The organism is Streptomyces sp. NPDC044061 (genome assembly GCF_056434305.1).
On record NZ_JBWKFL010000011.1, the window covers coordinates 260,920 to 286,699 of the forward strand.

At 73.8% G+C, this 25,780-nt stretch carries 25 protein-coding genes and 2 pseudogenes; 14 read left to right on the forward strand and 13 right to left on the reverse strand.

Annotated features, from left to right (window positions below):
- Positions 1–290 precede the first annotated feature (290 nt).
- Positions 291–674 (forward strand): BlaI/MecI/CopY family transcriptional regulator, encoded by a 384-nt coding sequence (locus AC07CM_RS20035; RefSeq protein ID WP_478877736.1) that lies wholly within the window; start codon positions 291–293, stop codon positions 672–674.
- Positions 671–1,564 carry a M48 family metalloprotease gene (locus AC07CM_RS20040; protein ID WP_478877737.1) on the forward strand — a complete coding sequence of 298 codons (894 nt, stop codon included), beginning with the start codon at positions 671–673 and terminating at the stop codon, positions 1,562–1,564. Before AC07CM_RS20035 ends, AC07CM_RS20040 begins: the two co-directional genes overlap by 4 nt.
- Positions 1,565–1,702: 138 nt before the next feature.
- Here the strand turns inward: AC07CM_RS20040 and AC07CM_RS20045 are convergent, their stop codons facing one another.
- Both AC07CM_RS20045 and AC07CM_RS20050 read right to left on the reverse strand, forming a co-directional pair.
- On the reverse strand, positions 1,703–4,045 hold the full coding sequence (locus tag AC07CM_RS20045; protein WP_478877738.1) for a glycoside hydrolase family 65 protein: 2,343 nt from the start codon (positions 4,043–4,045) through the stop codon (positions 1,703–1,705).
- Positions 4,042–4,782 (reverse strand): HAD family hydrolase, encoded by a 741-nt coding sequence (locus tag AC07CM_RS20050; protein WP_478877739.1) that lies wholly within the window; start codon positions 4,780–4,782, stop codon positions 4,042–4,044. Before AC07CM_RS20050 ends, AC07CM_RS20045 begins: the two co-directional genes overlap by 4 nt.
- A gap of 119 nt (positions 4,783–4,901) precedes the next feature.
- Between AC07CM_RS20050 and AC07CM_RS20055 the strand changes: the two genes are divergently transcribed.
- Complete coding sequence (locus AC07CM_RS20055) at positions 4,902–5,570, forward strand: nucleoside/nucleotide kinase family protein (RefSeq protein WP_478877740.1); 669 nt, start codon at positions 4,902–4,904, stop codon at positions 5,568–5,570.
- Between the two features lie 22 nt (positions 5,571–5,592).
- On the opposite strand, the gene AC07CM_RS20060 is transcribed toward AC07CM_RS20055, so the two are convergent.
- Complete coding sequence (locus AC07CM_RS20060) at positions 5,593–7,422, reverse strand: hypothetical protein (RefSeq protein ID WP_478877741.1); 1,830 nt, start codon at positions 7,420–7,422, stop codon at positions 5,593–5,595.
- A 6-nt stretch (positions 7,423–7,428) separates the two neighbouring features.
- Complete coding sequence (locus AC07CM_RS20065; RefSeq protein ID WP_478877742.1) at positions 7,429–7,581, reverse strand: hypothetical protein; 153 nt, start codon at positions 7,579–7,581, stop codon at positions 7,429–7,431.
- A gap of 227 nt (positions 7,582–7,808) precedes the next feature.
- Here AC07CM_RS20065 and AC07CM_RS20070 point away from each other — a divergent pair, with 227 nt between their 5' ends.
- The 4 genes from AC07CM_RS20070 to AC07CM_RS20085 all read left to right on the forward strand — a co-directional run bounded on the left by AC07CM_RS20070 (position 7,809) and on the right by AC07CM_RS20085 (position 13,894).
- Positions 7,809–9,515, forward strand: a complete 1,707-nt coding sequence (locus AC07CM_RS20070) for an ArnT family glycosyltransferase (protein ID WP_478877743.1) — start codon at positions 7,809–7,811, stop codon at positions 9,513–9,515.
- Positions 9,516–9,597: 82 nt separating this feature from the next.
- Positions 9,598–10,515: a MurR/RpiR family transcriptional regulator gene (locus AC07CM_RS20075; protein WP_478877744.1), complete on the forward strand. Its 918-nt coding sequence runs from the start codon at positions 9,598–9,600 to the stop codon at positions 10,513–10,515.
- A 453-nt stretch (positions 10,516–10,968) separates the two neighbouring features.
- Complete coding sequence (locus AC07CM_RS20080) at positions 10,969–11,343, forward strand: hypothetical protein (protein ID WP_478877745.1); 375 nt, start codon at positions 10,969–10,971, stop codon at positions 11,341–11,343.
- A 151-nt stretch (positions 11,344–11,494) separates the two neighbouring features.
- A complete protein-coding gene (locus AC07CM_RS20085) occupies positions 11,495–13,894 on the forward strand; it encodes a SpoIIE family protein phosphatase (protein WP_478877798.1) in 2,400 nt (799 codons plus the stop codon).
- Between the two features lie 276 nt (positions 13,895–14,170).
- Here the strand turns inward: AC07CM_RS20085 and AC07CM_RS20090 are convergent, their stop codons facing one another.
- A complete protein-coding gene (locus tag AC07CM_RS20090; RefSeq protein WP_478877746.1) occupies positions 14,171–14,653 on the reverse strand; it encodes a flavin reductase family protein in 483 nt (160 codons plus the stop codon).
- A gap of 115 nt (positions 14,654–14,768) precedes the next feature.
- Positions 14,769–15,518: a peptidoglycan-binding domain-containing protein gene (locus AC07CM_RS20095; RefSeq protein WP_478877747.1), complete on the reverse strand. Its 750-nt coding sequence runs from the start codon at positions 15,516–15,518 to the stop codon at positions 14,769–14,771.
- 168 nt (positions 15,519–15,686) lie between these two features.
- On the opposite strand from AC07CM_RS20095, the gene AC07CM_RS20100 reads away from it, so the two are divergent.
- Together AC07CM_RS20100 and AC07CM_RS20105 are read left to right on the forward strand one after the other, a co-directional pair.
- Positions 15,687–15,956: a hypothetical protein gene (locus AC07CM_RS20100; RefSeq protein WP_478877748.1), complete on the forward strand. Its 270-nt coding sequence runs from the start codon at positions 15,687–15,689 to the stop codon at positions 15,954–15,956.
- A 5-nt stretch (positions 15,957–15,961) separates the two neighbouring features.
- A complete protein-coding gene (locus AC07CM_RS20105) occupies positions 15,962–16,144 on the forward strand; it encodes a hypothetical protein (protein WP_478877749.1) in 183 nt (60 codons plus the stop codon).
- On the opposite strand, the gene AC07CM_RS20110 is transcribed toward AC07CM_RS20105, so the two are convergent.
- From AC07CM_RS20110 to AC07CM_RS20140, 7 genes and pseudogenes are all read right to left on the reverse strand, one after another.
- A complete protein-coding gene (locus AC07CM_RS20110) occupies positions 16,131–16,982 on the reverse strand; it encodes an ATP-grasp domain-containing protein (protein WP_478877750.1) in 852 nt (283 codons plus the stop codon). The genes AC07CM_RS20105 and AC07CM_RS20110 overlap by 14 nt on opposite strands.
- A 145-nt stretch (positions 16,983–17,127) precedes the next feature.
- Positions 17,128–17,709 carry an HAD-IA family hydrolase gene (locus AC07CM_RS20115; protein ID WP_478877751.1) on the reverse strand — a complete coding sequence of 194 codons (582 nt, stop codon included), beginning with the start codon at positions 17,707–17,709 and terminating at the stop codon, positions 17,128–17,130.
- Positions 17,637–18,395: an alkaline phosphatase family protein gene (locus AC07CM_RS20120; RefSeq protein WP_478877752.1), complete on the reverse strand. Its 759-nt coding sequence runs from the start codon at positions 18,393–18,395 to the stop codon at positions 17,637–17,639. Before AC07CM_RS20120 ends, AC07CM_RS20115 begins: the two co-directional genes overlap by 73 nt.
- Before the next feature lie 44 nt (positions 18,396–18,439).
- Positions 18,440–18,595, reverse strand: a pseudogene (locus AC07CM_RS20125) (HAD-IA family hydrolase); the annotation flags it as partial.
- Between the two features lie 40 nt (positions 18,596–18,635).
- Positions 18,636–19,121, reverse strand: a pseudogene (locus AC07CM_RS20130) (NAD(P)-dependent oxidoreductase); the annotation flags it as partial.
- A complete protein-coding gene (locus tag AC07CM_RS20135; protein WP_478877753.1) occupies positions 19,004–19,252 on the reverse strand; it encodes a hypothetical protein in 249 nt (82 codons plus the stop codon). The gene AC07CM_RS20135 and the pseudogene AC07CM_RS20130, both read right to left, overlap by 118 nt.
- Before the next feature lie 146 nt (positions 19,253–19,398).
- A complete protein-coding gene (locus AC07CM_RS20140; RefSeq protein WP_478877754.1) occupies positions 19,399–20,496 on the reverse strand; it encodes a substrate-binding domain-containing protein in 1,098 nt (365 codons plus the stop codon).
- Positions 20,497–20,681: 185 nt separating this feature from the next.
- Between AC07CM_RS20140 and AC07CM_RS20145 the strand changes: the two genes are divergently transcribed.
- From AC07CM_RS20145 to AC07CM_RS20165, 5 genes are all read left to right on the forward strand, one after another.
- Positions 20,682–21,467: a TetR family transcriptional regulator gene (locus AC07CM_RS20145; RefSeq protein ID WP_478877755.1), complete on the forward strand. Its 786-nt coding sequence runs from the start codon at positions 20,682–20,684 to the stop codon at positions 21,465–21,467.
- 190 nt (positions 21,468–21,657) lie between these two features.
- Complete coding sequence (locus AC07CM_RS20150) at positions 21,658–22,074, forward strand: Zn-ribbon domain-containing OB-fold protein (RefSeq protein ID WP_478877756.1); 417 nt, start codon at positions 21,658–21,660, stop codon at positions 22,072–22,074.
- A gap of 44 nt (positions 22,075–22,118) precedes the next feature.
- A complete protein-coding gene (locus tag AC07CM_RS20155; protein ID WP_478877757.1) occupies positions 22,119–22,523 on the forward strand; it encodes a nuclear transport factor 2 family protein in 405 nt (134 codons plus the stop codon).
- Positions 22,524–22,561: 38 nt separating this feature from the next.
- Positions 22,562–22,678 (forward strand): 3-hydroxyacyl-CoA dehydrogenase NAD-binding domain-containing protein, encoded by a 117-nt coding sequence (locus AC07CM_RS20160; protein WP_478877758.1) that lies wholly within the window; start codon positions 22,562–22,564, stop codon positions 22,676–22,678.
- Between the two features lie 243 nt (positions 22,679–22,921).
- Entirely contained in the window at positions 22,922–25,687 is a 2,766-nt protein-coding gene (locus tag AC07CM_RS20165; protein WP_478877759.1) for a hypothetical protein, read from the forward strand.
- The last annotated feature ends 93 nt before the right edge of the window (positions 25,688–25,780 follow it).

Here is a 25,780-nt window from a genome sequence, read left to right on the forward strand (position 1 = left end):
ACGCGAGAAGTCGAACGAGAAAACAGCAAACGGCCGACCCGCCCGAGGCCGACAGACACCGGAGAACCCCCCCCCCCCCCCCCCCCCCCGGGCCGCGTCGGCGGTGGCGTGCGCGCTGCCGACCATGATCACCCCTCTGTCCCTACAACTCGTAGGGTCGCTACCCTACAGCCCGTAGGGTCGAAGACGGGAATCGGGGGAAACACAGCCAAACTAGCGTGGATCACGGGCCGTCGCAGGGCAGACAGGGCCGTCCGGACCCACGGCCCTACGCGCTGTAAGGTTGGGGCATGGCTGGCACAGGGTCCCGCGGCAGGGCGGAGCGGCGCAGCGCCGGGGCGCTGGAGAGCGAGGTCCTGGCCGCCCTGTGGGCCACGGAGCGGCCGCTGACCCCCGCGGAGATCCAGGGCGAGATCGGCGGCGGACTCGCCTACAACACGGTCCACACCATCCTCAAACGCCTGTACGACAAGGGGCTGGTGCTGCGCGACGCCGACGGGCGGCGCGGTGCGTACCGGCCGGCGAAGAACGCGGCGGAACTGACGGCCGAGGCGATGCACGAGGCCCTGGACCGAGGTCCGGATCCCATCGCCGCGCTCCAGCAGTTCGTGACCGGTCTGAGCCCCGACGAGGAGCGGGCGCTGCGCGAGTTGCTCGCCGGAGGCGGCGCATGAGATTCGACGTCTACACCCCGCTCTTGCTGTCGCTGCTGCTGTCCGTCGTCGCCCCGGTGATCGGCGGCCGGGTCGCCCCGGCGCTCGCCGCGCGCGTGCTGACGTCGGCGGCGGTGCTCACGGCCGCGGCCACGACCTGGTCGTTGGTGCTGCTGGTGGCCGCGCTGCTCGGGGACGCGCCGCCCGTGGTGCGCGAGGCGCGGGAGGACGGGCATCGGCTGGTGAGTCCGGTGCCGGAGGTGATCGGGGTCGCCGCCGGTGTGGCGCTGGCCGTGGTCGTCTGGCGGGTGCACCGGGCGCTGCGCGCCGAGCGGCGCACCCGGCGGGCGCTGCGGCGGCTGTGCGCCGGCCGGCCCACCGACACGGAGCTGATCGTCGCCGCCTCCGAGGTGCCCCGGGCGTTCGCGATTCCGGGCCGGCCGGGCCGGATTCTGGTCACCTCCGCGATGCTGAGCGCGCTGGAGCCGTCCGAGCGGCGGGTGCTGCTGGCCCACGAGCGTGCGCATCTGGCCCACCGGCACGGGCCGCTGGTGACAGCGGTCACGCTGGCGGCCGCCGCCAACCCGCTGCTCGTGCCGGTCCGTTCGGCCGTGGTGTTCCTGGTGGAACGCTGGGCCGACGAGCAGGCGGCGGACGCCGTCGGGGACCGGCGGGTCGCCGCCCGTGCGCTGGCCCGTGCCGCGCTCACCGTGGGCCGCGCCCGGCCGGCGTGTGCCCTGAACTTCACCGACCGGGCCGTCACCCGCCGGATCGCGGCACTCCAGACCAACCCGCCCCCCTACCTGTGGCCCGCCGCGGCGGCCGTCCTCGCCCTGGGCGCGCTCCCCGCCCTCCTCGCCGCCGACGCGACGGGCGACCTCCTCGGCCTCCTGTCCGGCGCACTCAACTGACCCTCAGCCACGGTTCGGCGCCCGGCGTGGACGCCGCCCGTGCCCTGACCACGAGCCGCCCCCGGCCGGCGTGTGCCCTGAACTTCACCGACCGGGCCGTCACCCGCCGGATCGCGGCACTCCAGACCCCACTGACCCTCAGCCACGGTTCGGCGCCCTGTGCGGTGGCTGCTCCGGGGCCGGACGGGGCGCGGCCGGCGGCACCGCGCGGACGGCCGGCTCGTCGGTGCTCACCCGGAGCGGCTCCCCGTGGTGGTGGAGCCGGAGCGGCGACCCGTCGAGGAGCGTGTACGTCGCCTTGTCCGCGCCGATCTCCACCCGGAGCCGGCGGCCGCGGAACTGCAGGTTGAAGGCCAGGCGGCGCAGCCGCTCCGGCAGACGCGGCGCGAAGCGCAGTCCGGCGCCGCCGCGGCGCAGCCCGCCGAAGCCCGCGACCAGCGCCATCCAGGTGCCGGCCAGCGAGGCGATGTGCAGTCCGTCCCGGGTGTTGTGCTCCAGGTCCGCCAGGTCCATCAGGGCCGCCTCGGCCGTGTAGTCGTAGGCGAGCCGAAGATGGCCCGTCTGGGCGGCGATGACGGCCTGGCAGCAGGCGGACAGGGAGGAGTCGCGTACGGTCAGCGGCTCGTAGTAGGCGAAGTTGCGGGCGATCTGCTCGTCGTCGAAGCGGTCGCCGCACGTGTACATGGCCAGTACCAGGTCGGCCTGCTTGACGACCTGTTTGCGGTACAGGTCGAAGTAGGGGAAGTTCAGCAGCAGCGGGTACTGGTCGGGGCGGGTGTTCGGGAAGTCCCAGCGCTGGTAGCGGGTGAACCCGGCGTGCTGCTCGTGCACACCGAGTTCGTCGTTGTAGGGGATGTGCACGGCCTCGGCGGCGTCCCGCCAGGCAGCGCTCTCCTCCTCGTCCACGCCCAGGCGCTCCGCCTCGCGCGGATGCCGCTGGACGGCGGCGGCGGCGGCGAGCAGGTTCTGCCGGGCCATCAGGTTGGTGTAGGTGTTGTCGTCGGCGACCGCGCTGTACTCGTCGGGGCCGGTCACGCCGTCGATGTGGAAGACACCGCGGTGGTCGTGGTGGCCGAGCGAGCGCCACAGGCGTGCGGTCTCCACCAGCAGTTCCACCCCCACCTCCCGTTCGAAGGCGGTGTCGCCGGTTGCCTCGACGTAGCGGACGACCGCGTCGGCGATGTCGGCGTTCACGTGGAAGGCGGCGGTGCCGGCCGGCCAGTACGCCGAGCCCTCCGCCCCCTGGATGGTCCGCCAGGGGAACGCCGCTCCGCCCAGGCCCAGTTGGGTGGCGCGTTCGCGGGCCTCGTCCAGGGTGTTGTACCGCCAGCGCAGTGCCTCGGCGACGGACTCGGGGGCGGTGTGGGTGAGCAGGGGCAGTACGAACGTCTCGGTGTCCCAGAACGCGTGCCCGTCGTACCCGGAGCCGGTCAGCCCCTTGGCGGGTATCGCCCGCTGTTCGGCGCGGGCGCCGGCCTGCAGGACGTGGAAGAGGGCGAACCGCACGGCCTGCTGGATCTCCTCGTCGCCGTCCACCTCGACGTCCGCGCGGGCCCAGAAGTCGTCCAGGTGGGCGCGCTGGTCGTCCAGGAGGCCCTGCCAGCCGTCGTGCGCGGCGGCCGCGAGGGCCGCGTCGACCTGGTCGGCCATCGCGGGCAGCGAGCGGGTACCGGACCAGCCGTGGGCGACGAGCTTCTCCACACGCAGCGTCTGGCCCGGCTCCAGCACGGAGGTGACGGTGAGCCGGGCGACGTCGGTGCCGCTCTCGCTGCGGGTCGTGGTGCGCTCGGGACCGGTGACGACGTGGTCGGCGGCGACCGCCACCCTGAGGCCGCTGCGCCGGGTGCGGTGCACCAGCCGCAGCCGGCTGCCGGAGGCGAAGTCGTCCTCCGGCTCCAGCGGCGACTGCAGGGCCATCGCCGCGCGCGGGTCGCCGTTCGCATCGGGCAGCTGCTCGTTGGCGACCAGCTCCGACTGGATCACCACCCGGCTGCGGTTGCCGACGGCCTCCACTTCGTAGGCCACGGCGGCCACCGCCCGCTGGGTCAGCGACACCAGCCGCGTCGAGCGCACCCGGACCGTGGAACCGGCCGGCGACGTCCACTCACAGGTCCGCTCCAGCACCCCGCGGCGCAGGTCGAGGACGCGCTCGTGGGCGACGAGCCGGCCGTAGCGCAGGTCGAACGGCTCGTCGTCCACCAGGAGCCTGAGGATCTTGCCGTTGGTGACGTTGATGACCGTCTGCCCGGACTCCGGATAGCCGTAGCCGGCCTCCGCGTACGGCAGCGGGTGCACCTCGTGCACCCCGTTGAGGTAGCTGCCGGGCAGGCCGTGCGGTTCGCCCTCGTCCAGGTTGCCGCGCCAGCCGACATGGCCGTTGGAGAGCGCGAACACCGACTCGCTCTGGGCGAGGACGTCGAGGCCCAGCTCCGTCTCGCGCACGCTCCACGGCTCGACCGTGTACGCCCGGTGGGTGATCACTGCTTGCCTCCCAGCTCGACGAGGTCCTTGACGACGACGTTCGCGCCGTGGGCGTACAGCGCGTCGGCCTGTCCGACGCGGTCGACGCCGACGACATGGCCGAAGCCGCCGGCGCGGCCCGCGTCCATGCCGGCCAGCGCGTCCTCGAAGACGGCCGCCCGCGCCGCCTCGACACCCAGGTCGCGTGCGGCGGCCAGGAAGGTGTCGGGGTGCGGCTTGCCCGGCAGGTTGCGCTCGGCGGCCACCACGCCGTCGATCCGCACGTCGAAGAAGTGCTCGGCGCCGACGGCCCGCAGCACGTCACGGCAGTTGGCGCTGGAGGAGACGATCGCGGTGCGCAGACCCAGCGCGCGCACGGCCTCCAGATAGCGCAGCGTGCCCTCGTAGGCCTCGACCCCGCCGGTGCGGATCTTCTCCAGCAGCAGGTCGTTCTTGCGGTTGCCGAGGCCGTGCACGGTGCGGGCGTCCGGTGGGTCCTCGGGGCCGCCCTCGGGCAGGTGGATGCCGCGCGAGGCGAGGAAGGAGCGGACCCCGTCGGCGCGCGGGCGTCCGTCGACGTACTCGTCGTAGTCGGCGACATCGTCGAACGGCCGCGCCCCGGGGCCCTCGTACTCGCGCAGGAACGCGTCGAACGTCTCCTTCCAGGCGGCCGCGTGCACGACGGCCGTCCTGGTGACGACGCCGTCGAGGTCGAAGAGACAGGCCTGGATGGTGTCGGGCAGACCGAGCTGAGTCATACCCAGCACTGTTCCCCATGGGGCGCCTTCCAGTGGGTGTCGAGCGCCACATGAGCCATACTTTCGCATCTTCACACCTGTGTCTCACCGCGCGCGCCGCTGGTGACACACTCTGCTGTGTGCCGCTGACCTTCGACGACCTCCTCACCCGTGCCCGCGCCCTCACCGCGGGCGGGCGGCGCGCGATCCTCGGGATCGCGGGCGGCCCCGGCGCCGGCAAGACGACGCTGGCCGAGCAGCTGGTGCGCGCCCTGAACGCCGACGGGCCGCCCTGGGTGGCGCACGTCCCCATGGACGGCTTCCATCTCGCCGACGTCGAACTGGACCGGCTGGGCCGCCGGGACCGCAAGGGCGCGCCGGACACCTTCGACGCGGCCGGATACGCGGCCCTGCTGCGGCGGCTTCGCGAGGAGAGCGACGAGGTGGTGTACGCACCCGGGTTCGAGCGGGTGCTGGAACAGCCGATCGCGGGCGCGATCCCGGTGCCGCCGGCCGCCCGTCTGGTGGTCACCGAGGGCAACTACCTTCTGCTGCGGGAGAGTTCGTGGGCCCGGGTGCGGGCCTGCCTGGACGAGGTGTGGTTCTGCGAGATCGACGAGCGGGAGCGCGTCCGGCGGCTGGTCGCCCGGCACGAGGAGTTCGGCAAGCCTCACGGGGCAGCCGTGGCCTGGGTGCTGGGGACGGACCAGCGCAACGCGGACCTGATCGCGACGACGCGGGACCGGGCGGACCTCGTCGTGCCGCCCGGCGCGCTGCCCTCGCCGCACGGGGCGCCGGAGACGGGCTGAGCGCGCGCCGCGACCCGCCCGCTCAGGCGCGCAACGTCAGTTCGGGCACACCGCCCGCGTCACCGCGTGGATCCCCGAGCAGGGCGGTGAACGCCTCCGTGCGCACCGTCAGCCCGCGTTCGTCCTCGTCGAAGGCGGGCGCGAAGGGGCCGCCGGGCCCGTACCGCACGGCGAACACGTGCAGCCCCTCCGGGGCACCCGGCGCCGGGCCGGCCTCCAGCGCGCTGGAGGCGAGCAGGTGGCGCCAGCCCTCGTCGGGGTCGCCGTAGCCGCGCGGGTCGGCCGCCAGCGCGAACGCGGCCTGTTCCTGGGTGAGTTCGGCGCGGGCGTCGAAGTGGTCGGGGCCGGCGTCCGTGGGATGCGTGAGGCGCAGCCCGCCCGCGGAGGCGACCTCGCCCTCGGCGGTGCGGCGCACCCGGTCTCCGTCGTCGGCGGCGTACGGCATCCCGGACAGCAGGTAGGGCGCCCCGTCGAGCCGCTGCACGGCGACCGTCACCCACAGGCCGGTGCCGTCGGTGACGTACAGCGACCGCACATGGCGCAGGACATGGTCGCGGCCGACGACCGGCTTGGTGACCAGCTTCGCCACGAGCCCGTCGGCGCGTACGTCCCGCACACGCACCTGCCCCATGGGACGGCACAGCAGGAAGCCGTCCGTCACCGGCCCGAACCCGTGCTGCCTGCGTACGGCCGCGGGCAGGTAGTAGGTGCCGGCCGCCTCGATCAGCGACGGGGTCATCCGGCTGTCGAAGGCCACGGAGACCGTGCCGGCGCGCAGTTGGTGGCGGGCGGGGGCCGCCGAGGGGGTGCGGTGCCAGCGGGTGGTGTCCTGGATCTGCCAGACCAGCATGAAGGCGAAGTGCCCGTCGATCCGGCCGTCCCGCTGGACCGCGTGCCGCGCCCACCGGGTGTCGCCCCGGTAGCGGCCCAGGTCCGAGCCGACGCGCGCGCCGAAGTAGCGCAGGCCCAGGACGGATTCGAACCCGGAGTGCTGTTCGCTGTAGCGGGGGCCGCCGAGGTCGAAGCCGCCGTTCGTCAGGCGGGCGTCGAGGTAGCGGGCGAGCATCTCGCCGTCCTCGGCGAACACCGCCTCGCCGCTGATCCGGTGGGCCTGGGCGAGGAAGGACAGGGATATCGGGCCGTAGTTGTTGTCGTACGCCCCGCCGTGCTCGGGCGGCAGCAGGGCGCCTCGGTCGCGGCCCCGGTGGGCGCGGATCTCGTCGGTGTACAGGGCGAGCGCGCGGGCACGGACCGACTCCCCTTTCTCCGCGGGAAGACGGCGGGCCAGCATCAGGCCGCCGACCACGCAGCCGATGGCCTGGTTGCCCGCCTCCTGGGGGTTGAAGAAGGTCGCCTCGGTCAGCCGGCGCCAGTAGCCGTGTGCCACCTCGGTGAGCGCGGTCCGCTGTCCGTCCGCCAGGAGGCCGTCCGCCGCGTCGAGGACGTTCACCGCCTGGAGCAGCGCCCACACCGTGCTGGGCCAGTCGCCGATGGGATGCGCGCCCGCCGCCGGCACGTAACGCGCGTACGGCAGACCGGAGTCGGCGATGCGGAGGTTCGGGTAGCCGGGGTTGTCCGCGGTGTGGACGCGCTCGCGCAGGTGGAAGGCGAGGCTGCGGCGCACCGCCTCCGGCAGCCGGGGGTCCTTGCCGCGCTGCCAGGCGAGCGCGAGCAGGGAGGTGATGCCGAGGGAGGTGTCGCCGACGTCGTTCAGCGCGTCGGGGTGTTCGAGGCTGCCCTCGGGGGTCAGCCGGGCCAGGGCCTGCTCGGTGACGTCGGCGAGGACGGCGTCGTACGCCTCGGGGGTGTCGGGCAGGTCGTGCAACGGGCGGCGCTGGTACGGCAGATGCACGCGGGATCAGCCCTTCGTTCCGGTGGTCGCCAGACAGCCCACCAGTCTCTTCCGGCAGACGAGGAAGCAGATGAGCTCGGGGAGGAGAGCCGGCGTCGCCATGGCGAACATCGCGCCACCCTCCGGGTCGCGGAGCGGCAGCCGGTGCGCGGCGGCCACGCCCAGGACTCCGCACCCTGGAGGTCACCCTGCGCGCGGGCGGTCCGGCCGGGTGGTGGTGAACTCCGACGGGCTGCGGACCGTACCGGTGTACACACGGCAGAAGGTCTGCCGGTACGACTCGTGAAGCGGTGACTCCCCCGGCGGCGGGAGCGGTGCGACAGTGGGGCCATGATCAGGTCCCGGCTCGCTCCCGCCACCGCACGGCCGGTGCCACCGCGGGGCGGATGATGGCGCACGCACAGCACACGGCCCAGCTCCTCGGGCCCGAAACCTCCGGAGACGACAGCCCGGGACGGAGTACGGCCCGGGACCGTTTGCGGGCCGGACTGTACCGCCGGCGGCGCCGCCTGGTGCCGCTCCTGGTGGCGCTGCTGCTGGCCCAGATGGCCGCCGCGATGGTCACCACGGCCGTGCAGCAGACGCCCACCATCGACGAACCCGTGTACGTGGCCACGGCCACCGACTACCTGCGCGAGCACCGGCTGCGCTACAACCCCGAGCACCCGCCGCTCGGCAAGCTGCTGATCGCGGCCGGTGTGGCGGTGGCCGACCCGCACTACGACCCGTCGTACACCGGCACGCAGGGTGAGGTGGGACGGCATCTGCTGTACGAGTCGGGCAACGATCCCTGGCGGCTGATGCTGTGGGCGCGGCTGCCGGTGATCACGCTGACCCTGCTGTTCGGACTCGTCGTGTTCGCCTTCGCCCGGGAGGTGGCGGGCAGGGTGGCCGGCCTGGTGGCGCTCGCGCTGTACGCCTTCTCCCCGGATGTGATCGCGCACGGCTCGCTGGCCACGCTGGACATGCCGGCGACCGGGTTCGTGCTGACGTCCGCCTGGCTGCTGTGGCGGGCGCGGCACCGGCCCCGGCTGTGGCTGCCGCTCGCCGGGGCGGCCCTGGGGGCGGCCGTGGCGACCAAGATGAGCGCGCTGCCCGCGGTCCCCGTGGCGATGCTCCTCGCGGTGGTGTCGGTGTGGGCGGCCCGCAGCGGGGCCGACCGGCGCCGGAAGCTGCTCCTGGGGCTCGCGGGTGCGGCGGTCGTGGCGCTGGTGGCCGTCGCCGTGGTCTGGGTCGCCTATCTGGCGGTCGATCCCCGGCTGCGGTTCACGCCCGCGGAGCCGGTGCCGGCCGTGCACGGGCTGCGCGGGCGTCTCACCGATCTGCTGCCGCTGCCGCACGCCTACCGGGACGGGATGCGGGTGCAGTTCGGTCTCGAGGACTATCCCTGGCAGGGCTACCTGTTCGGGCACCTGTACACGGGCTCGCTCTGGTACTACCTGCCGGCCGCCCTGCTGGTGAAGACCCCTCTGGGGTTGCTGGCGCTGGGTGCGGCCGGTGCCGTGGCCACCGTGGCGGTACGGCGGCTGAGGCCCGCGGCGCCGTATCTGCTGCTGCCGCCCGCTGTGCTGCTGGCGGTGGCGATGACGGGCTCGCGGGACTTCGGGACGCGGTACGCCCTGTTCGTGCCGGTGTTCCTCGCGGTGGCGGGAGCGGGTGTGCTCGCGCCGCGCCGGCGGTGGGCGCCGTCGGCGGTGGGGCTGCTGGTGCTGCTGGTGGCGGTGAGTTCGCTGCGCACGTTCCCGTACTACCTGCCGTACGCCAACGAGGCGTTCGGCGGGCCGGAGCACACCCACCGGCTGCTGCACGACTCCAACGTGGACTGGGGCCAGGACCTGGGTCGGCTCGCCGACCGCCTGCGGCAGCGGTATCCGGGCGAGCGGGTGTGGCTGGTCTACAAGGGCAGCGGTGTGCCGTCGTACTACGGGATCGATGCCTCCGATCCGCGCAAGGTGCCACCGGGCCGGGTCCACGGACTGCTGGTCGTGTCGGACTCCGCGGTGGCCAAGGCGCACGGCGAACTGGCCGAATTGATCGACTCCAGCCGTCCGGTCGATCAAGTGGGTCATTCGATCACCCTGTACCGGCGGTGAGCCTGTCGGGCCGTCACACCCCCTGGTCACCACGGTCGGTGAGCTATGTTGAGTGTTCGTGGGAGACAAAGGAGGCGAGCCGGTGCCCTCGCCGCAGCAGGCACGCGCCCAGGCGTCAGCGATCACCTCGGGCAAGATCGCGCCGGAGGCCGGGGCCGCACCGACTTCCCAGCTCAGAGAGCTCTTCGACGGACCCCGGCTGTCCCCGGGTCAGCGCCGTGTCGCCCAGTACCTGATCGAGCACATCACCGAGGCGGCGTTCCTGTCGATCACCGAGCTGGCGGACCGCGTGGGCGTCAGCCAGCCCTCCGTCACCCGCTTCGCCGCCGCCGTCGGCTTCAGCGGCTACCCCGCGCTGCGGGAGAAGCTCCAGGCGATCGCGCTGAGCCAGCTGGCCGGCGGACCGGGCGAGGTGGACCGCGCCAACGAACTCCAGGCGGCCGTCGACGCCGAGATCCAGAACCTGGAGAACCTGCGCCGCGACTTCGCCGACCCCGACCGGGTGATCCGGGTCGGCCGCGCGCTGTCCCGCTCCACCCCGCTGACCGTGCTGGGCCTGCGCATCTCCGTGTCGCTCGCCGAGTACTTCGGCTATGCGGCCCGCCGCATCCATCCCGATGTACGGCTGGTGACGCGCGGCGGCAGCGTGGCCTACGACGCGCTGCTGCAGTCGCGCGAGGCCGGCGGCACCTGGGTGCTGGCGTTCGCCATGCCCCGGCACGCGCAGGAGACGCTCACCGCGCTGCGCGTGGCGCGCGAGGCGGGCCTGAAGGTCGCCCTGATCACCGACCTGGCACTCGGCCCGCTGGCCGACGAGGCCGACGTCACCTTCACCACCGGCCCCGGCTCCCGCCTGGTCTTCGACTCCTACGCCGCGCCCGGACTGCTGGCCGCGGCCCTGCTGCAGGCCATGACGGACGCCGATCCGGAGCGCACGCAGGCCCGGCTGGAGAAGTACGAACAGGTGGCGGACCAGCAGCAGTTCTTCCTCAGGGACTGATCCTGCCGTCTTCGGCGCAGGTGACCGCAGATCTTCCTGCCGCGAGCCGCCGGGGCCGGGATCATTCGGCCCACGGGGATCATTCACCGCATATCTCGCATGAATGTTTTCATACGTCTTGCAAAGCGGACGGCATATATAAATACTGCTCACGGATCGCGCCCGGCCCACCCCCGGGCACGTTCCGCACCCGCGGACTCACCGCTCGCACCACGCCCCGAGAAAGCCGACGGACCGCCCATGCGCACGCAAGCACTCCCGCCGCGCCGGTCCCCTGCATCCGGGGCCCCCGCACGGACATCCCATGCCGCCGTTCCCTACCCACGTCGGCGCCCGGGATGTTCGGTGGCGCACCGCCCCGGCGGCGCGCCCGTGGCGGCCCCGGCCATCCCCTAGGCCGGGGCCGCCCCAACCGTCGGACCACCCTCACGACGCCGCACACCGGAAGTGATCATGCCCCTGACCACCACGCGCCTCAGCCCCGACTGGCCCTGCCAGGTCAAGATGCCCGGCAGCTACGACTGGGAACGCTCGGCGGCCAAGTGGCTGCGCGAACTGATCCCGGCGCGCTACGCCAGCTACCCGACGCTGATCCGGCACCCCGTGCTGCTCGCCCGGCACGCGCAGATCCAGGTCCAGCAGGAGATCCGGGTGGCGCGGACCGCGCTGCAGACCGCCCGGGCCGAGCTGCCCGTGCTCGGGGTGCCCGAGGCGGTCATCGAGCACACGATCAAGCTGTACGCGGCCGAGGTGCTGCAGCTCCAGCACATAGCGCGCAGTGTCCGCGCGGTCAGCGAGGCGCTGGCCGGACGCGGCACCGGCCGCTGACCGCCCGGCCGCGACCTGCCGGAAGGCCTTCCCGGCCGCCGTGCGCGGCCGCGGCGGTGCGGGCCTCCGAGGCCTCCTTTCCACCCTGGAAAGCCGGACATGTCCTGCCCGGAAAGCCGGACGTGGCAGACGAGTGATCGAACGGCCCGAGATGTGCAATGCTCATCGCGTGACGAGCGAGCCAGCGCCCTCGGTGGACCCGGGCACCGGTGCCGATCTGGTGGCATTGGCCAAGGTCGTGGCCCGTCAGCGCGCCGAGATGGCGCGGCTGCGGGACCTGGCCGCGACCTCGGCCGTCCTGGAGCGCGCCAAGGGCGCGCTGATGGCGACGACCGGCTGCTCCCCCGACGCCGCGCAGGAGGAACTGCTGCAGCGCGCCAAGGCCGGCAACCGCACGCTCCTCGAGGAGTGCTGGCTCACCCTGGGCGGTCTGGTGCCGCTGAAGCCACAGCCCGCCGAGGGGGCGGGCACGGGACACGCCACGACCGCCGCCTGGGAGTCCTGGCCCACCGGGACCGGCGACGTCGTGGACGTGCTCGGCCAGGTCGGCCGGGATCTGGTCGGGGTCAACTCCCCGCAGGAGCTGGCCGGATGCCTGCTGAAGCATCTGGCGCCCGAGGTGGGTGCGGACGCCGTGATGCTGTACGAGCGGCTGCCCGAGGGCGGGCTCGAGCTGATCGGGCACACCGGGGTGGACGCGACGCTCGCCTCGCAGTGGCGCCAGGTGCCGCCCCTGAGCGGGGTCACCCCGCTCGAGGTCCTGAAGACCGGCGAGCCGCGCTGGCTGGAGGACATCGCCAGGGACCGGCAGCGCTACCTGCTCATCGGGGACTCTCCCGAGCGGTGGCTGTCACGGGCCTGGCTGCCCGTGTCCACCGGAGGCAACGCGGGGGTCGCCCTCGGCGTGCTGCGCCGGCGGCACGGCGCGTTCGCACCGCGCGAGCGGGAGCTGCTGCGGGCCGTGGCCCGGCTGTGCGCGGGCCGGCTGCGGGCCTTCGACGCCCCTCAGGAAGGCACCGACGAGGGCATCGCCCAGGCCGTGCAGGCCGTGCTCGACGCGGTGCCAGGGGCGGCGATCCTGCTGACCCCGCTGCGCGCTCCGTCCGGCGAGGTGGAGGACTACCGCATCGACGCCGCGACCGCCGACGCCGTCGACGTGTTCGGCCGGACCGGGCGGGACATGGTCGGCAAGCACATCCTGGAGAGCTATCCGTCCGTCGCGGGCGAGCCACTGTGGCACGGCTACCTGGACGCGCTCGTGACCGGGGTGCCGTTCGAGAGCGATCCGTTCGCCTACCAGGACGTGTCCGAGGGGGTGCCGGTGACCGCGACCTACTCGGTGCGGGCGGCGCCGCTGGCCGACGGGCTGCTGGTGACCTGGCTGCGGCACGACCCGGTGGAGCGTCAGGAGCAGCGTCTGGCCGACGTCCAGCGGCTCGGCAACCTCGGCTGGGCCAACTGGAACCTGGTCACCCAGGACATCACCTGGTCCCCGCAGGCCTACGCCGTGCTCGGCCGCGACCTCGCGCACGGACCGGTCCGGCTGGAGCGGCTGCCGGACCTGGCGCTGCCCCAGGACGCGGGTCCGCTGGCCCACGCGATCGCCGAACTCATCCGGCACGCCCGGCCGTTCGACGTGCCGTTCCGCATCCAGGCGCCCGAGGGCGTGCGGCACCTGAGGATCGTCGCGGAGGCCGTGACGGAACCGGACGGCACGCCCGCCGACGTGCACGGCTTCGTGCAGAACCTCACCGCGCAGCGCAGCGCCGAACTCGCCCTGGTCGAGAGCGAACGCGCGATGCTGCTGCAGCGCGGGGTGCTGCAGGCGGAGCGGGCCCTGGCCGCCCGGCTGCAGCACGCGCTGCTGCCGCTGCCCAGCAAGCCGGTGCGGCTGGCCGGGCTGCGGATCGAGGTGGCCTATCTGCCCGCCCAGTCGGGCATCCACGTCGGCGGTGACTGGTTCAGCGCCATCGAACTGCCCGACGATGCCGCGCTGTTCGTCGTCGGTGACGTCGCGGGACACGGCATCGGCGCCGTGGCGACGATGGCCCAGCTCCGGTTCACCGCAAAGGGCATGGTGAGCACGGGCTCCTCGCTGACCGGAGCACTGGCGCGGCTGAACCAGCTGCTGCTGCACTCCCGGGACAGCCGGGCCACGGCCACCATGGTCCTCGCCCGCTACGAGCCCGCGACCCACGTCCTGACGTGGGCCCAGGCCGGCCATCCGCCGCCGCTGCTCGTGCGCCGCGGCGAGGTGCGCTACCTCACCCGGCCCGGCGGCATGCTGCTCGGCGCCAGCGCGAGCCCGGTCTTCGAGTCGGCGGAGATCCGCCTGGAACCCGGTGACCGGCTGCTGCTGTACACCGACGGCCTGGTGGAGCGCCTCGGCGAGGGCCTCGACGCGGGCTTCGCCCGGCTGGCCGACGCGGTCCGCACCCACGGCCGCGGCCGGGCCGGGTCCCTGGAGGCGCTCCTCGACACGCTGCTGGCCGACGAGCGCCGGGACGACGTGTGCGTGCTGGACATCAGGATGCCGCTGGAGGCGGAGTAGCCGGGTCCTGCCGGCCCGCACGTCGCCGCGGGACGTCGTCAGTCGTCGTCGCGGTGGCGCCAGTACCAGCAGAAGCCGATGGCCAGGGCCAGCAGGAAGACGATGGGCACTAGCAGGCCCGGGATGCGGGAGCCGGTCATCGGCGTGGCCTTCGGTCGTGGTGCGGGGTGCGGGGTGCGCCCGGCGGGGTGCCGCGGAACGAGTGCCCATGGTGGGGCCCGGACAACCGGACGATCGCGGGGCTTTTCCGAGGCGTTGCCCGGCGTTCGAGCCGGGTCAGTCCACCGGGTGACCGGGCTCGATCGGGAGCGCGTCGGTCAGCCGGAGCAGGGGCCCGCCGGGCCCTTCGCCCCAGCGCACCGGGTCGAGGACGAAGCCGACGTGGTCTCCGCCGTCGGTTCGGTGCAGGATGTCGCCGACGAACCAGCCCGCCGCGCCCGTCAGGACGGCCGCGCCGCCGGGCTCCTCCCGCCAGTCCACCTGGGTGAACTTGTCGACCTCGTCGCCCGTCTCGCCGCCGAAGACCACCGCGAGGTCCCGCTGGTCCCGGGTGAGCAGGTGCACGGCGAGGCAGTGCGCGGCCCGGGCCACCCGGTAGGTGTGGTTGGCCTTGGACAGCCATACCGCGAACCTCGGCGGCCGGATGGAGCACTGCGAGGCGAAGCCCACCAGACAGCCGGCCCGCTCACCGCCCGCCACGGCCGTGACCACGTACATCTCGGGATCCAGCCGATGGAAGATGCCGTCCACGCCCGTCATGCCGCTCCGCTCCCGTCCCTGTCCCAGCCGGCCTCGCCGGCCGCCCGGCCTCGCAGTCCTCCCCGCACCCTCGGAGTGCCCCCGGAGGACGGAGCCAATGCGCCGGCGTGGGTGATCAGCCGCCGGCGAGGCCGGTGCGGGACTCCAGCGCGCGGCGGGTGTCGTTCCCGTAGACGCCGGTCTCGTCGCCGCTGATGCCGTACCAGAGCTGGAAGCGGGCCACGGCGGCGGTGAGCACGGCGTCGTAGGTGCCGCCGACCGAGCCGTCGCGGTAGACGTCGGGGACGCGCAGCAGGCGTTGCTGCAGCTCGGTGACCTCGGGTCCGGTGTCGCCCTGACGGAGGGTGCCGGCGCCGTCGGGGTCGGCGGAGGCGGCGGGGGCGGGTGAGACGGGGGCGGATGTGACGGAGGCGCTGGTGGCCGGTGCCCTGGTCGCCGGTGCCGTGAGGGCAGGGTGGGAGGGCCGCACGGTGGCGCCGGCTGCCTGCTGGCGGGCCGGGAGCAGCAAGGCGCACGCGAAGCCGACGAGCGCGGCGGCGCCGACGGCCACGGCGACGGCGGCGCGGCGCGGTCCGGGGCCGAGTCCGAAGGCGTCGCGGGCGGTCCGGCCGGTGCCGGGCGGCGAGGTCCGCGCGGGCGTGGGGAACGGAGGCAGTTCCTGGGTCTCGTCCTCTGCGTCCTGAGGAGACCGGGGCGTGGCGGCGCCCGGTCGGGGGGCCGTGCCGAAGGATTCGTACGCCTCCGGCTCCGGGTGCATCTCGCGCATCAGCTCCGCGAGGGCGTCGAAGCGGCGCAGCCGCACCACGCGGACGGGCTCGAGAACCGGTCCTGGGTGCGGCTGTTCAGGGTCGAGCGGTGTCGGCACCCTGCTCTCCTTCCGTCCCGTGGACACGGGCGTCCGCGGTCCCCGTGCTGAGATACGGCACGAACGGCGGCCCCGTTCAGGGGTGCCGGCCTCCTCGGAACGATCGAAACGCTCAACACAGCAAGAACCATTGAGCGTTTGAGCGAATGCATGCTAGATACCGCCGTCATGACGACTCCATGGTCACGCCGTGTTTTCCGGACCGCTTCCGCAGGCACCGCCGTCGCCCTCGGACTCGGCACCCCGGCCGTCGCCGCGTCGGACGAGTTCGCGACGCTGCGGGCGAAGTGGCGCACCCTGATTCTCGGCGAGGGTTTCGCCCCGACCGCCGAACCGTTCCGGTCCCGGCTCGCCGGCCTGGGCACCACGGCGAGCGGGCTGCTCTCCACGATGGCCCCGGCGACCGGCTCACCGAGAGGGCCGACGGCACCACGGTGATCGCGGTGAGCGATCCGATGCGCATGCGCACGAGCCTGACCCTGACCTGGCGGCGGGCGGTGAAGGCGGTGACGTCGGCGCCGGCCACGCTGTCCTCGTCGGCCACGGGCTCCGCGTTGACGCTGGCCTTCGGGGACCTGACCGCGACGGCGGGCGCGACGCAGCGGATCACCGTCAGGCTGGGATGAGCGCCGCCCGCTCCCCGTGGACGAACCGGCTCAGGGACGCCGTCAGCGCGGTGACGAAGGCGTCCCTGGCCTCCTCGGGCAGGGCGTCCAGGGACAGATAGGGGTTGAGGTCCTCCAGCTCGACCAGCAGCAGTTCGCCGTCCGGCGCGCGGCAGGCGTCGACGCGCTGGATGCCGTGGCCGAGGCCGTTCCAGTCGATGAAGCGCCGGGCGAACTCCAGGTCGGCGGCGGTGGCCGCGTACGGCGTCAGTTCCCAGCGGCGCTCCGGGTCGGGTGCGTACAGGGCGTACTGGAAGTCGTCGTCCACGAAGTAGAAGGACACCTCGTAGGCGAAGTCGACGCACGGCTGGACGAGGACGCTGCCGTCGGCGAGCAGGCCGAGCCGGTCGGCGGGCAGGACCCGCAGGCCGAAGGAGTCGGCGCCGAGCTTGGGCTTGACCACGTACCGCTCGGCCGTCGGCAGCAGGTGCAGGTCCTCGGCGCGGTCGACGGTGGGGATGACCGGGAAGCCGGCGGCGCTCAGGTCGACCAGGTACTGCTTGCCGGCCATGTCGGCCCTGCCGGTGAGCGGGTTGTACACCCGGATCCCGCTGTCGAGCGCACGCGCGCGGAAGGCGTCGTACTCCTTCTGGTAGCCGAGGACGGGCCCGCTGTTGCGGACGACGACGGCGTCGTGCCCGTCCATCAGCGCGGCCGCGTCCAGCGGGTGGCACAGGGCGAGGTCGAAGTGCTCGCGCAGCCGGGAGGTGAGGAAGATGTCCTCGTCGCAGTAGCGGCGCCCGCGGGCCGGGTACGCCAGGTCGGTGACGTAGAGGACGCGGGGGCGGGCGGTGGGCATGCGGGTTCTCCTCGGGCGGGGCCGGGCGCGGCACGGGGCCGGTGGCGGCAGCGGTGGAGAAAGGTTACGTCGCAGGGTGCGGGCGACATCCGGCGGCCCTGCCCGTCAGTGCCCGGCAGTGCCCGGCAGTGCCCGGCAGCACTCGTCAGCTGTGCGGGATCCGCAGCCCGGCCGCCCACAGCTCCTCGACGCCGATGCCGGTCAGGCCGCGGCGCACGCTGCGGCGGGGTGCCGGGACGATCGGTGTGTACGACGGGACGGCGAGCACCCTGCAGCCGGCCGCCTCGGCGGCGGCGACGCCGGTGGGTGAGTCCTCGACGGCCAGGCACGCGGCGGGGTCCACGGCGAGGGCGCGGGCGGCGGCCGGATAGGGGTCGGGTGCGGGCTTGGTACGTGCGGTGCCGCCCGCGGCGACCGTGGTGCGCAGGACCTCGGCGCCCTCCGGTGCGAGCACCTTCAGGACGGCGTCCACGACCGGCCGGGAGGACGCGGTGACGAGGGCCGCGGGAATGTCCGACTCCCGGAGCAGAGCGAGGAGTTCCAGCGCCCCCGGCAGGGGCGTCGCCTGCTGCTCGACGGCGCCGAGGAACCGGCGGCGAGGGCGTCGGGGTCGGTGCCGGTGAGGGTGTGCAGGTGGGCCGCGGTGTCGGCGGCCTAGCGGCCGAGGGCGGCGAACAGGTCGTCCGGGTCGATGCCGGGTGCCGTCTCGCGGACCGTGCGCAGCCACAGGGACTCGGTGTCGACGAGGGTGCCGTCCATGTCGAGCAGGACCGCGTCCGGCCGGGCGGCGAAGGGGCGGCCGTCGAGCGTCCAGTGGCGGTCCGGACGGCGGCCGAGCGCGGCGAACACCTGGGCGGCGACGTCGGCGTGCCGGATCCGGTCCGGTGCGCGGCCGATGCCGCGACCGGCGGCGGCCGGCCAGGCGGTGCGCTCGGCGCCGGACCGGCCGCCGTGTCCGCCCGCGTCGACGTGGCCGTGATCGGTGACCACCAGGTACGTCCACTGCTCGTCGGCATGGGCGGGGCGGGAGCGCACGGCGGCGAGCAGTCTGCCCGGACGGGCGTCGGCGCGGCGCACCGACGTCTCGTACGCCTTCCCGCAGCCGATGGCGTGTGCGGTCTCGTCGGGTGCGCCGAGATGGACGAAGGCGGCGTCGACGTCGTCCTCGGCCAGGACGCGCGCGGCGGCCTCGGTGATCCGCTCGTCGCACTCCTCCCAAGCCTCGGGGGTGTCGGCGCGCGGGGCGATGTGCACCGAGCCGGAGGGGGCGCGGAAGAGGGGGCCGCCGTCGCGCGGCTGCAGCAGCGGGCGCCGGCCGGCGGCGACGAAGGTGCGGCGGCCGTCGAGCCGGTCGAGGCGGGTGGCGAAGTCCGGGAAGACGTCGAGACGGTGGCGGAGAGGTCGTTGCTCCACACACCGTGCTTGGCGACGCCCACACCGGTGACGATCGTCGCCCAGCAGGGGCCCGACATGGTGGGGGTGTCGTCGTCGACCTCGACGTGGGTGAGGAAGCCGTCGGCGGCCAGGGCGTCGAGGCGCGGGGTGGGCAGGAGGCGCAGGACGTCGATGCGTACGCCGTCGACGCCGACGACGAGGACACGCTGGGCGGGCATGAAGGTCCTTTCGGGGCACGGGAGTCGGGGCTGTGAGGCGTCACGCCGACCGGCTCAGCTCCTCGGGGCCGACGCCGTGCGCGAACGGCAGGCCGCGTGCGTAGCGGGCGACCTCCTCGACGGCCCAGTCGGTCATGCGGCCCAGTTCGTTGCCCAGGGAGCCGGCTACGTGCGGGGTGAGCAGTACGTTCGGCAAGCGGTAGAGGGGGGAGTCGGCCGGGGGCACGTCGGGTTCGGTGACGTCGAGGACGGCGTTGAGGCGGCCGGTGAGCAGGTGGGCGACGAGGGCGTCGGTGTCGACGAGGGAGCCGCGGGCGGTGTTGACGAGCGTCGCGCCGTCCGGCAGGAGGGCGAGTCGGCGGGCGTCGAGCATGTGGTGTGTCTCGGGTAGTTGCGGGGCGTGGATGGTCACCACATGGCTGCGCGCGGCCAGTTCGTCCAGGCCGACGGGCTCGGTGCCGAGCGCGTGGGCCTCGGTGGGGTCGAGGTACGGGTCGTGGAGCAGGACGTGCAGGTCCAGTAGTCGATGGTCACCGGCTTGCCGTCGGACGCGGCACCGGTGGAACCGCCGCTGCCGCCGCAGGCGGTGGCGAGCAGACCCAGGGCGGCGAGGGCGGCGGTTACGGCTGCACGGAACGATCGTGACGTACGCGTCATGGCACGGCTCCTACGAGACCTCGTACGGGAAGAGGCGGTCGCAGGACATCTTTTGTGCCGACACGATCAGCGCCAAGAACGTTCGCGCAAGATAATCAAAACGATCGCGATCCGATCAGTTCGCTCGTGCGCTTCTTCTGGTGCCGTCAGGAGCCGTCGACGGGCGCCACTCCCCCGCACGAGGAGCGGATCCGCAACTCGGGGAGCAGGTCGAGGTGTTGCCGGGGACCGGGCCGACGGCCCGCGGTCCGCTCGGCGAGGCGGCGCAGCAGCAGCTTCGCGGCGAGTTCGCCCACCGCGCGCTTGGGCGGGGCGATGGCGGACAGGGGCACGTCGGCGAGTCCGGCGACCTCGTCGTCGTAGGCGATGAGGGCCAGGTCGTCGGGCACCCGTACGCCGCGCGCCTGGAGCCGGGGCACCAGCACGATGGCGTCCTCGTCGCTGTGCACCAGCGCGGCGGTCACCCCGCGTTCGCGCACCGCCTGCACGAGGTAGTCGACGGAAGCGTCGTAGTCGCCGTGTTCACGCACGCTCGGGGCGCCCTGGTCGACGTCGATGCCGCGCGAGCGCACGGCGGCCTGGAAGCCGGCGCTGATCTGGACGGCATGCGGGCCCTCCTGGAGGACGGCGGTGATCCGGCGGTGACCGAGGGCGGCGAAGTGGCCGACGGCGACGGCGGCGCCGTGGGCGCGGTCGGTGCGCACCCGGTCGAGGTCGGCCGCGGGGTTGCCGGGCAGCGCGGAGCGCTCGACCAGGACGGTGGGCACCTCGCACTCCATGAGCCACTTCTCCTGGCCGTCCTCGGGGACGCCGCCGAACCAGCTGGGCGCCACCAGGAGCCCCTGGGCACCGCCCGCGACCAGGTGTTCCGCCTGGACGGGGTCCTCGGTGTCGACATAGCCGGAGACGCCGAGCACCAGCCGGCCGCCCTGGGCGCCGACCGCCTCGCGGGCGCCGCGCACGATGTCGGCGAAGATGTAGTTCGTGGTGGGCACGATCATGCCGATCACGGCGCCTTCGGCGGGCTCCCGCCGGCGCTCGGGGGCCGCCGCGGTGTCACCGGGCCAGACGACCGCCCCGTGCAGCCGGTGCACCCGGCCCTGGGCCGCCAGCGCCTCCACGTCGCGCCTCAGTGTGACCGCGGAGACGCCGAGTTCGGCCGCCAGTTCGGCGACGCGGAGACTGCCCCGCTCCCGGACGAGTTCGAGCACCCGCTCGTGGCGCTGGTCGACGTGCAGTCGCATGGGGCTCCCCCTGGAACAGTGATCCCGAGTGACTTACTCTACGCCCACAATCGTATCGATCGTTTCCAATCAATTCGATCGCTCCGGTGTTCGGAATCGCGGCTGCAGTGCACTCAGTTCCCCTGCTTGGGAGTTCCTGCTGCACTGAGTGTCATGAATCCGGGCCGGGTGCTACGTTCCCGTCCATGAGCTCCAGCAGCGCGGCGTCGGCCGCCAAGCCGCCGATGCGGGACGCCCTGGTCGAGGCGGCCTTCCGGCTCTTCCTGGAACGCGGGTACGAGCAGACCACCGTGGACGACATCGTGACGCTGGCCGGGGTCGGCCGGCGCTCGTTCTTCCGCTACTTCCCCTCGAAGGAGGACGTGGTCTTCCCCGACCACGAGCGCTGTCTCGCGGACATGACCGCGTTCCTCGCAGCGAGCGACGAGGCGGACGAGCCGGTGCGGCGCGTGTGCGACGCGGCCCGGCTGGTGCTGCGGATGTATGCGGAGAACCCGACCTTCTCCGTGCAGCGCTACCGGCTCACCAAGGAGGTGCCCGGGCTGCGCGCCTACGAGCTGTCGGTGGTGTGGCGCTACGAGCGCGCGCTCGCCGAGTACCTGCGCGAGCGGTTCGCGGGCCGGCCCGACGGGACGCTGCGCGCCGACGTGATCGCGGCCTCGGTCGTCGCCGCGCACAACAACGCCCTGCGCTCCTGGCTGCGTTCGGACGGCAAGGACGACGCGGGCGCGGCGGTGGACCACGCCCTGGGGTACGTCCAGGCGGCCTTCGGTCACGCGGCACACCCGCGTCCCACCCCGGCCCACTCCAGTCCCGCGGTCCTCGGGTACGACACGGGGCGGGCCGGGCAGCCCGACGTCGAGGACCCCGGCATCGAGCGCCCCGACGACGTGATCGTGCTGGTCGCCCGCCGGAACGCGCCGCTGTGGCGGGTGGTGCAGCGGTTCGAGTCGGCACTCGGCCGGGCCTGAGCCGGCGGGCGCCGGCCCGGCTGGCGTCCCTGCACAAAGCCTCCGCAGATTCGGGGTACGGAGTGCCTTTACGAGTGACACTGAGTGCCATACTCTGTCGGCGTGCACGGTGGCACCGGAGCCGCGCACATGCGTGCGCGGTTCGCGCCGGGCGCGCGGGATTCCGGCCGAGCGCAGGGAGTTGACCAGCGTGTACCACCACTCAGCAAGCACCTCGTATCCGGCGGCCGGCTCCGCGGCGGGTGTTCTCGACCCCGCTGCCGCGGACTCCAGGGACGCCATCGTCTTCCAGCGCTGCACCTGGTGCGGCACCGCGATGTACCACCGGCTGCTGTGTCCGGTTTGCCAGGGCAGCGAGTTGCGCACGGAGCGCAGCGAGGGCACGGGTACCGTGCGCCACTCCACCGTGGTGCACCGCAACACGCCCGCGGCGCGCAATGTGTCGCTGATCGAGATGGCCGAGGGGTTCGTGGTGCGGGGCCGGGTCATGGGCCCGCCCGTCGGCATCCACAGCGGGGACCGGGTCCGGCTGTCCACGGCCAAGGACCCGGTGCGCGGCGAGCCGGTCTTCCAACTGCTCGACGAGCCGTACCGCGCCTGGACCTGAGGGCATGCCGACGGCGGACCCGCGATCCGGGTCAAGATGCCTGCATGAGCACGCAATCAGCATCGGAATCGGCATCGGAGCAGGTGCGCGCGGCCGTAGAGGGTGAGCTTCGGCTCATGGACCCCACGGTGCGCGCCTCGCGGGACCTGGCGCGGCAGTGGCTCGACCCGGACTTCGTCGAGGTCGGCGCCTCGGGCAGGCGATGGACCCTGGAGGACCTCCTGGCCGAGCTGCCGGACATGGCGGGCGGCACGGAGCAGGGCCCGCGTTACGAGCCCTCGGAGTTCAAGGGGGTTCGGCTCGCCCCGGGTCTGGTGCATCTGACGTACGAGACGGTGCTCGACGGCCGCCGTGCGCGCCGCAGTTCGCTGTGGCGCCGCAGGGACGAGCACTCGGGCTGGCGGATGTACTACCACCAGGCCACTCCGGTGCCGTCCGGGGACGCATAGCCGGACCGCCGTCGAGCCCGGGCCGAGGGTGCAATGCCATGTCCGTCGTGGTCGTGGGTGCCGGGATCCTCGGTTCCTCCATCGCCCGTCACCCGGCCCGCCGGGGTGTGCCGGTCACCCTGTCGATCGGGCGCCACGCCCGGCCGCCGGGGTGACCGGCCGTCGCGCACTCCGCCGCCACCCGGGCTCCCGTGGCCGGGCGGCTCGTCGCGGACGAGATCGCCACCGGGCGTCCGGCTCGGGAACCGCGCGGGTGCCGTCCGTCGGGCCGCTGACCGCCCGATGTGATCGAACAACTGCCCTGCACAGGCAACCCACAGAGTCTCCTGCCCGTCCTCCGGGGGCGAGGGGCGCCCGGGACCGCCGGGACGCCCGAGGTCGTGGTCAGAGGAGGAACTGTGGTCCGTGCCCGGCGCATATGGGTCACCGCCGCCGCGTTACTCGCGGTGGCGGGAGCGTCCCCGGGATCGGCAGTCGCACAAGGTCAACCACCGTCATCGCCCGCGGCGTTGACCGCCGGGGCAGACGGGACGCTGCCGCCCGGGTGGGGCATCACCGGCGGCCGTGCGACGCCGCAGCTGGTGTGGCGGTCCGGCCGGCCTGTGCCCATGGGCGACGCGCGTGTCGAATTCCGTTCCGGCGGACGGCTGCTGGGTGTTCCGCGGCCCGCCGCGGACGGTCGCACCTTCCGGCTGCGGCTCGACGGCCGGCGCCCCGAGGCGCTGCGCGGGCTTCAAGTGTGGTCCGGCGGACGCCGGCTGGACGGCGCGAGCCCCGCCCCGGCCACGTCGGCCGGCCGGCCGCCGGCGCCGCTGCCGGCCAACTCCGTGGACCCGGGCAAGCCGGGTTCCTACCACACCAGGTCGGGTGAGTACCGACTCGAGTCGGTCCGGCTGCCGGGCCTCTCGGCGCCGGTGGAGATGCGAGCGGTGGTCGTCGCCCCGACCGGCGCCCGAGGGCCCCGCCCGCTGGCGCTGTTCCTGCACGGCCGCCACTACACGTGCTACAAGGGCCACGACATCACCGGTGACTGGCCCTGCGCGGCCGGGACCAAGCCGGTGCCGAGCCATCGCGGTTATCTGCGGGACCAGAAACTGCTGGCGTCCCAGGGCTATGTGACCGTGTCGATCTCCGCGAACGGCATCAACGGCCAGGACTGGGCGGCCGAGGACGGCGGCGCGCAGGCGCGTTCCTCCCTCGTGCGTCTGCACCTGGCGCGGTGGGCCGACTGGGCCGAACACCCCGACACGGCACCGGCGGTCGTCCGGGACGCACCCCGGGCCGATCTGTCCCGCGTTCTGCTGGTCGGGCACTCGCGCGGTGGCGAGGGCGTGAACCGGGCGGCGCTGGACAGCCTCTACCCGCCGCCCGCCGCGCAGGACGGCTACCACGGACCGGTGCGCTGGACCATCCGCGGTCTGGTCCTCATCGGCCCCACCGTCTTCGGCCAGAACCCGGTGCCCGACGTGCCGTCGGCGACCATCCTGCCCGGCTGCGACGGCGACGTCTCCGACCTCCAGGGCGAGGTGTACGTCGACGGGACGCGCGCGGTCAGCCGCGGCAGCGCCCTGCACAGCGCGGTGTACGTCCTCGGCGCCAACCACAACTTCTTCAACTCCGAGTGGACGCCGGGGCAGGCGGCCGCCCCCGCCGAGGACGACTTCTCGGACGACCCGCAGCGGCACGACCCGGTCTGCTCCAAACACGCCGCCACCCGGCTGACCGCCGACCAGCAGCACCGGGCCGGCTCGACCTACATCGCTGCCGCCGCGCGGCTGTTCCTCGCCGGTGACGACCGGGTGCGGCCGCTGCTGGACGGTTCCGGGAAGCGGGCGCCGTCGGCGGACCCGGCCCGTGTCCTCACCCACGCCGTGGGCGGGCGCCGCGATGCCGGGTTCCTGCCGGACGGCGGGGTGTCCGTTACCGGCGGCCGGCTCTGCGCGGTGGTGGATCCCGCACCGGCCAAGGCCTGCCTGGGCCAGGGCGCCAAGGGCATCTCGCCGCACTTCGCGCAGTGGCAGACGGACCGGGAGACCGGCCGCAGCGCGATCGCCCTGCGCTGGACCCGCGCCGGCACCCCTGCTCGGGTGCGGGTGAAGAACCCGGTCTCGCTGGCCGGTGACAAGGCGCTGGCGCTGCGGCTGTTCGTGCCCCCGAACTCCCGGAACACGCGCCTGGACGTGTCCGTCACCGACGCCTCCGGCCGCAGGGCGGTCCTGGGCAAGGTCCGGATCGACGGGCTGCCCGGCAGCGAGCGCACCGCCTCCTACTGGGCGCGCGAGATCCGGGTCCCGCTGGCGGCGGCCGGCCGTGCCGGGCTCGACCTGCACACGGTCAAGTCCCTGGAGCTGACCCCGCGTTCGGGCTCCGGCCGGGCGTGGCTGATGGACGCCTGGGGCTGGCGGCCCGGTCTGCCGGCGGTGCGGGCCGCGGCTCTGCCCCGGGTGGACGTCGGCCGGACGACCGTCGACGAGGGCGACTCCGGCGTGCGCACCTACCACGTGCCCGTGGACGTCTCGGGACACGGCAGCGGCCAGGTCCGGGTGTACGTTCTGGACCCGGCCACCGGCCGGGGCAAGGACCGGCTGGTCACCGTGCGTCCGGGCGGCCACGACATCGATGTTCCGGTCGAGGTGAAGGGCAACACGCGCTACGGCTCCGACGTGTCGTACGACATCGCCGTCAAGGCGGTCCGGGGCGCGGTCGTCGGCTCGTACCGGGGCGGGATCACCGTGCACGACGACGACCCGGCGCCCAGGATGACCGTCACCCCGGTCGCCGACAAGGTGACCGAGGGGCAGGCCCTGAAGTGGCGGCTGTCGCTGTCCGAACCCGTCGACGTGGACATGGGCGCGGTCTTCACGGCCGTCGCCCCGGCCACCGGCCCCGAGCTGTCCACCAAGGACGTGACCGCACGCTGGCTGCGGGACACCACCGGCGCGTCGCCCGACCCGGAACGGCCCCTGTCCAAGCTGGACGGCGGTCTCTATCTGTGGGTGGGCGTCCCGGCGGGCAGCACCAGCGCGGACGTCACCATTCCCACGGGCAAGGACCGGGTGACGGAGCCGGCCGAGTCGGTGCGGTTCCGGCAGATCGACCAGCAGACCGGCGAACCGCAGCCCGGTGGGCTGGAGTTCACCGGCACGTTGCTGGACGCGTCGTAGCCGCCCGGGGCCCCGGGGACACGGCGGCTTCCCCGGGGCCCCGGGACACCACGACGCGCGACCTGATCACGGCTTCGGGGTCCCCCGGATCCC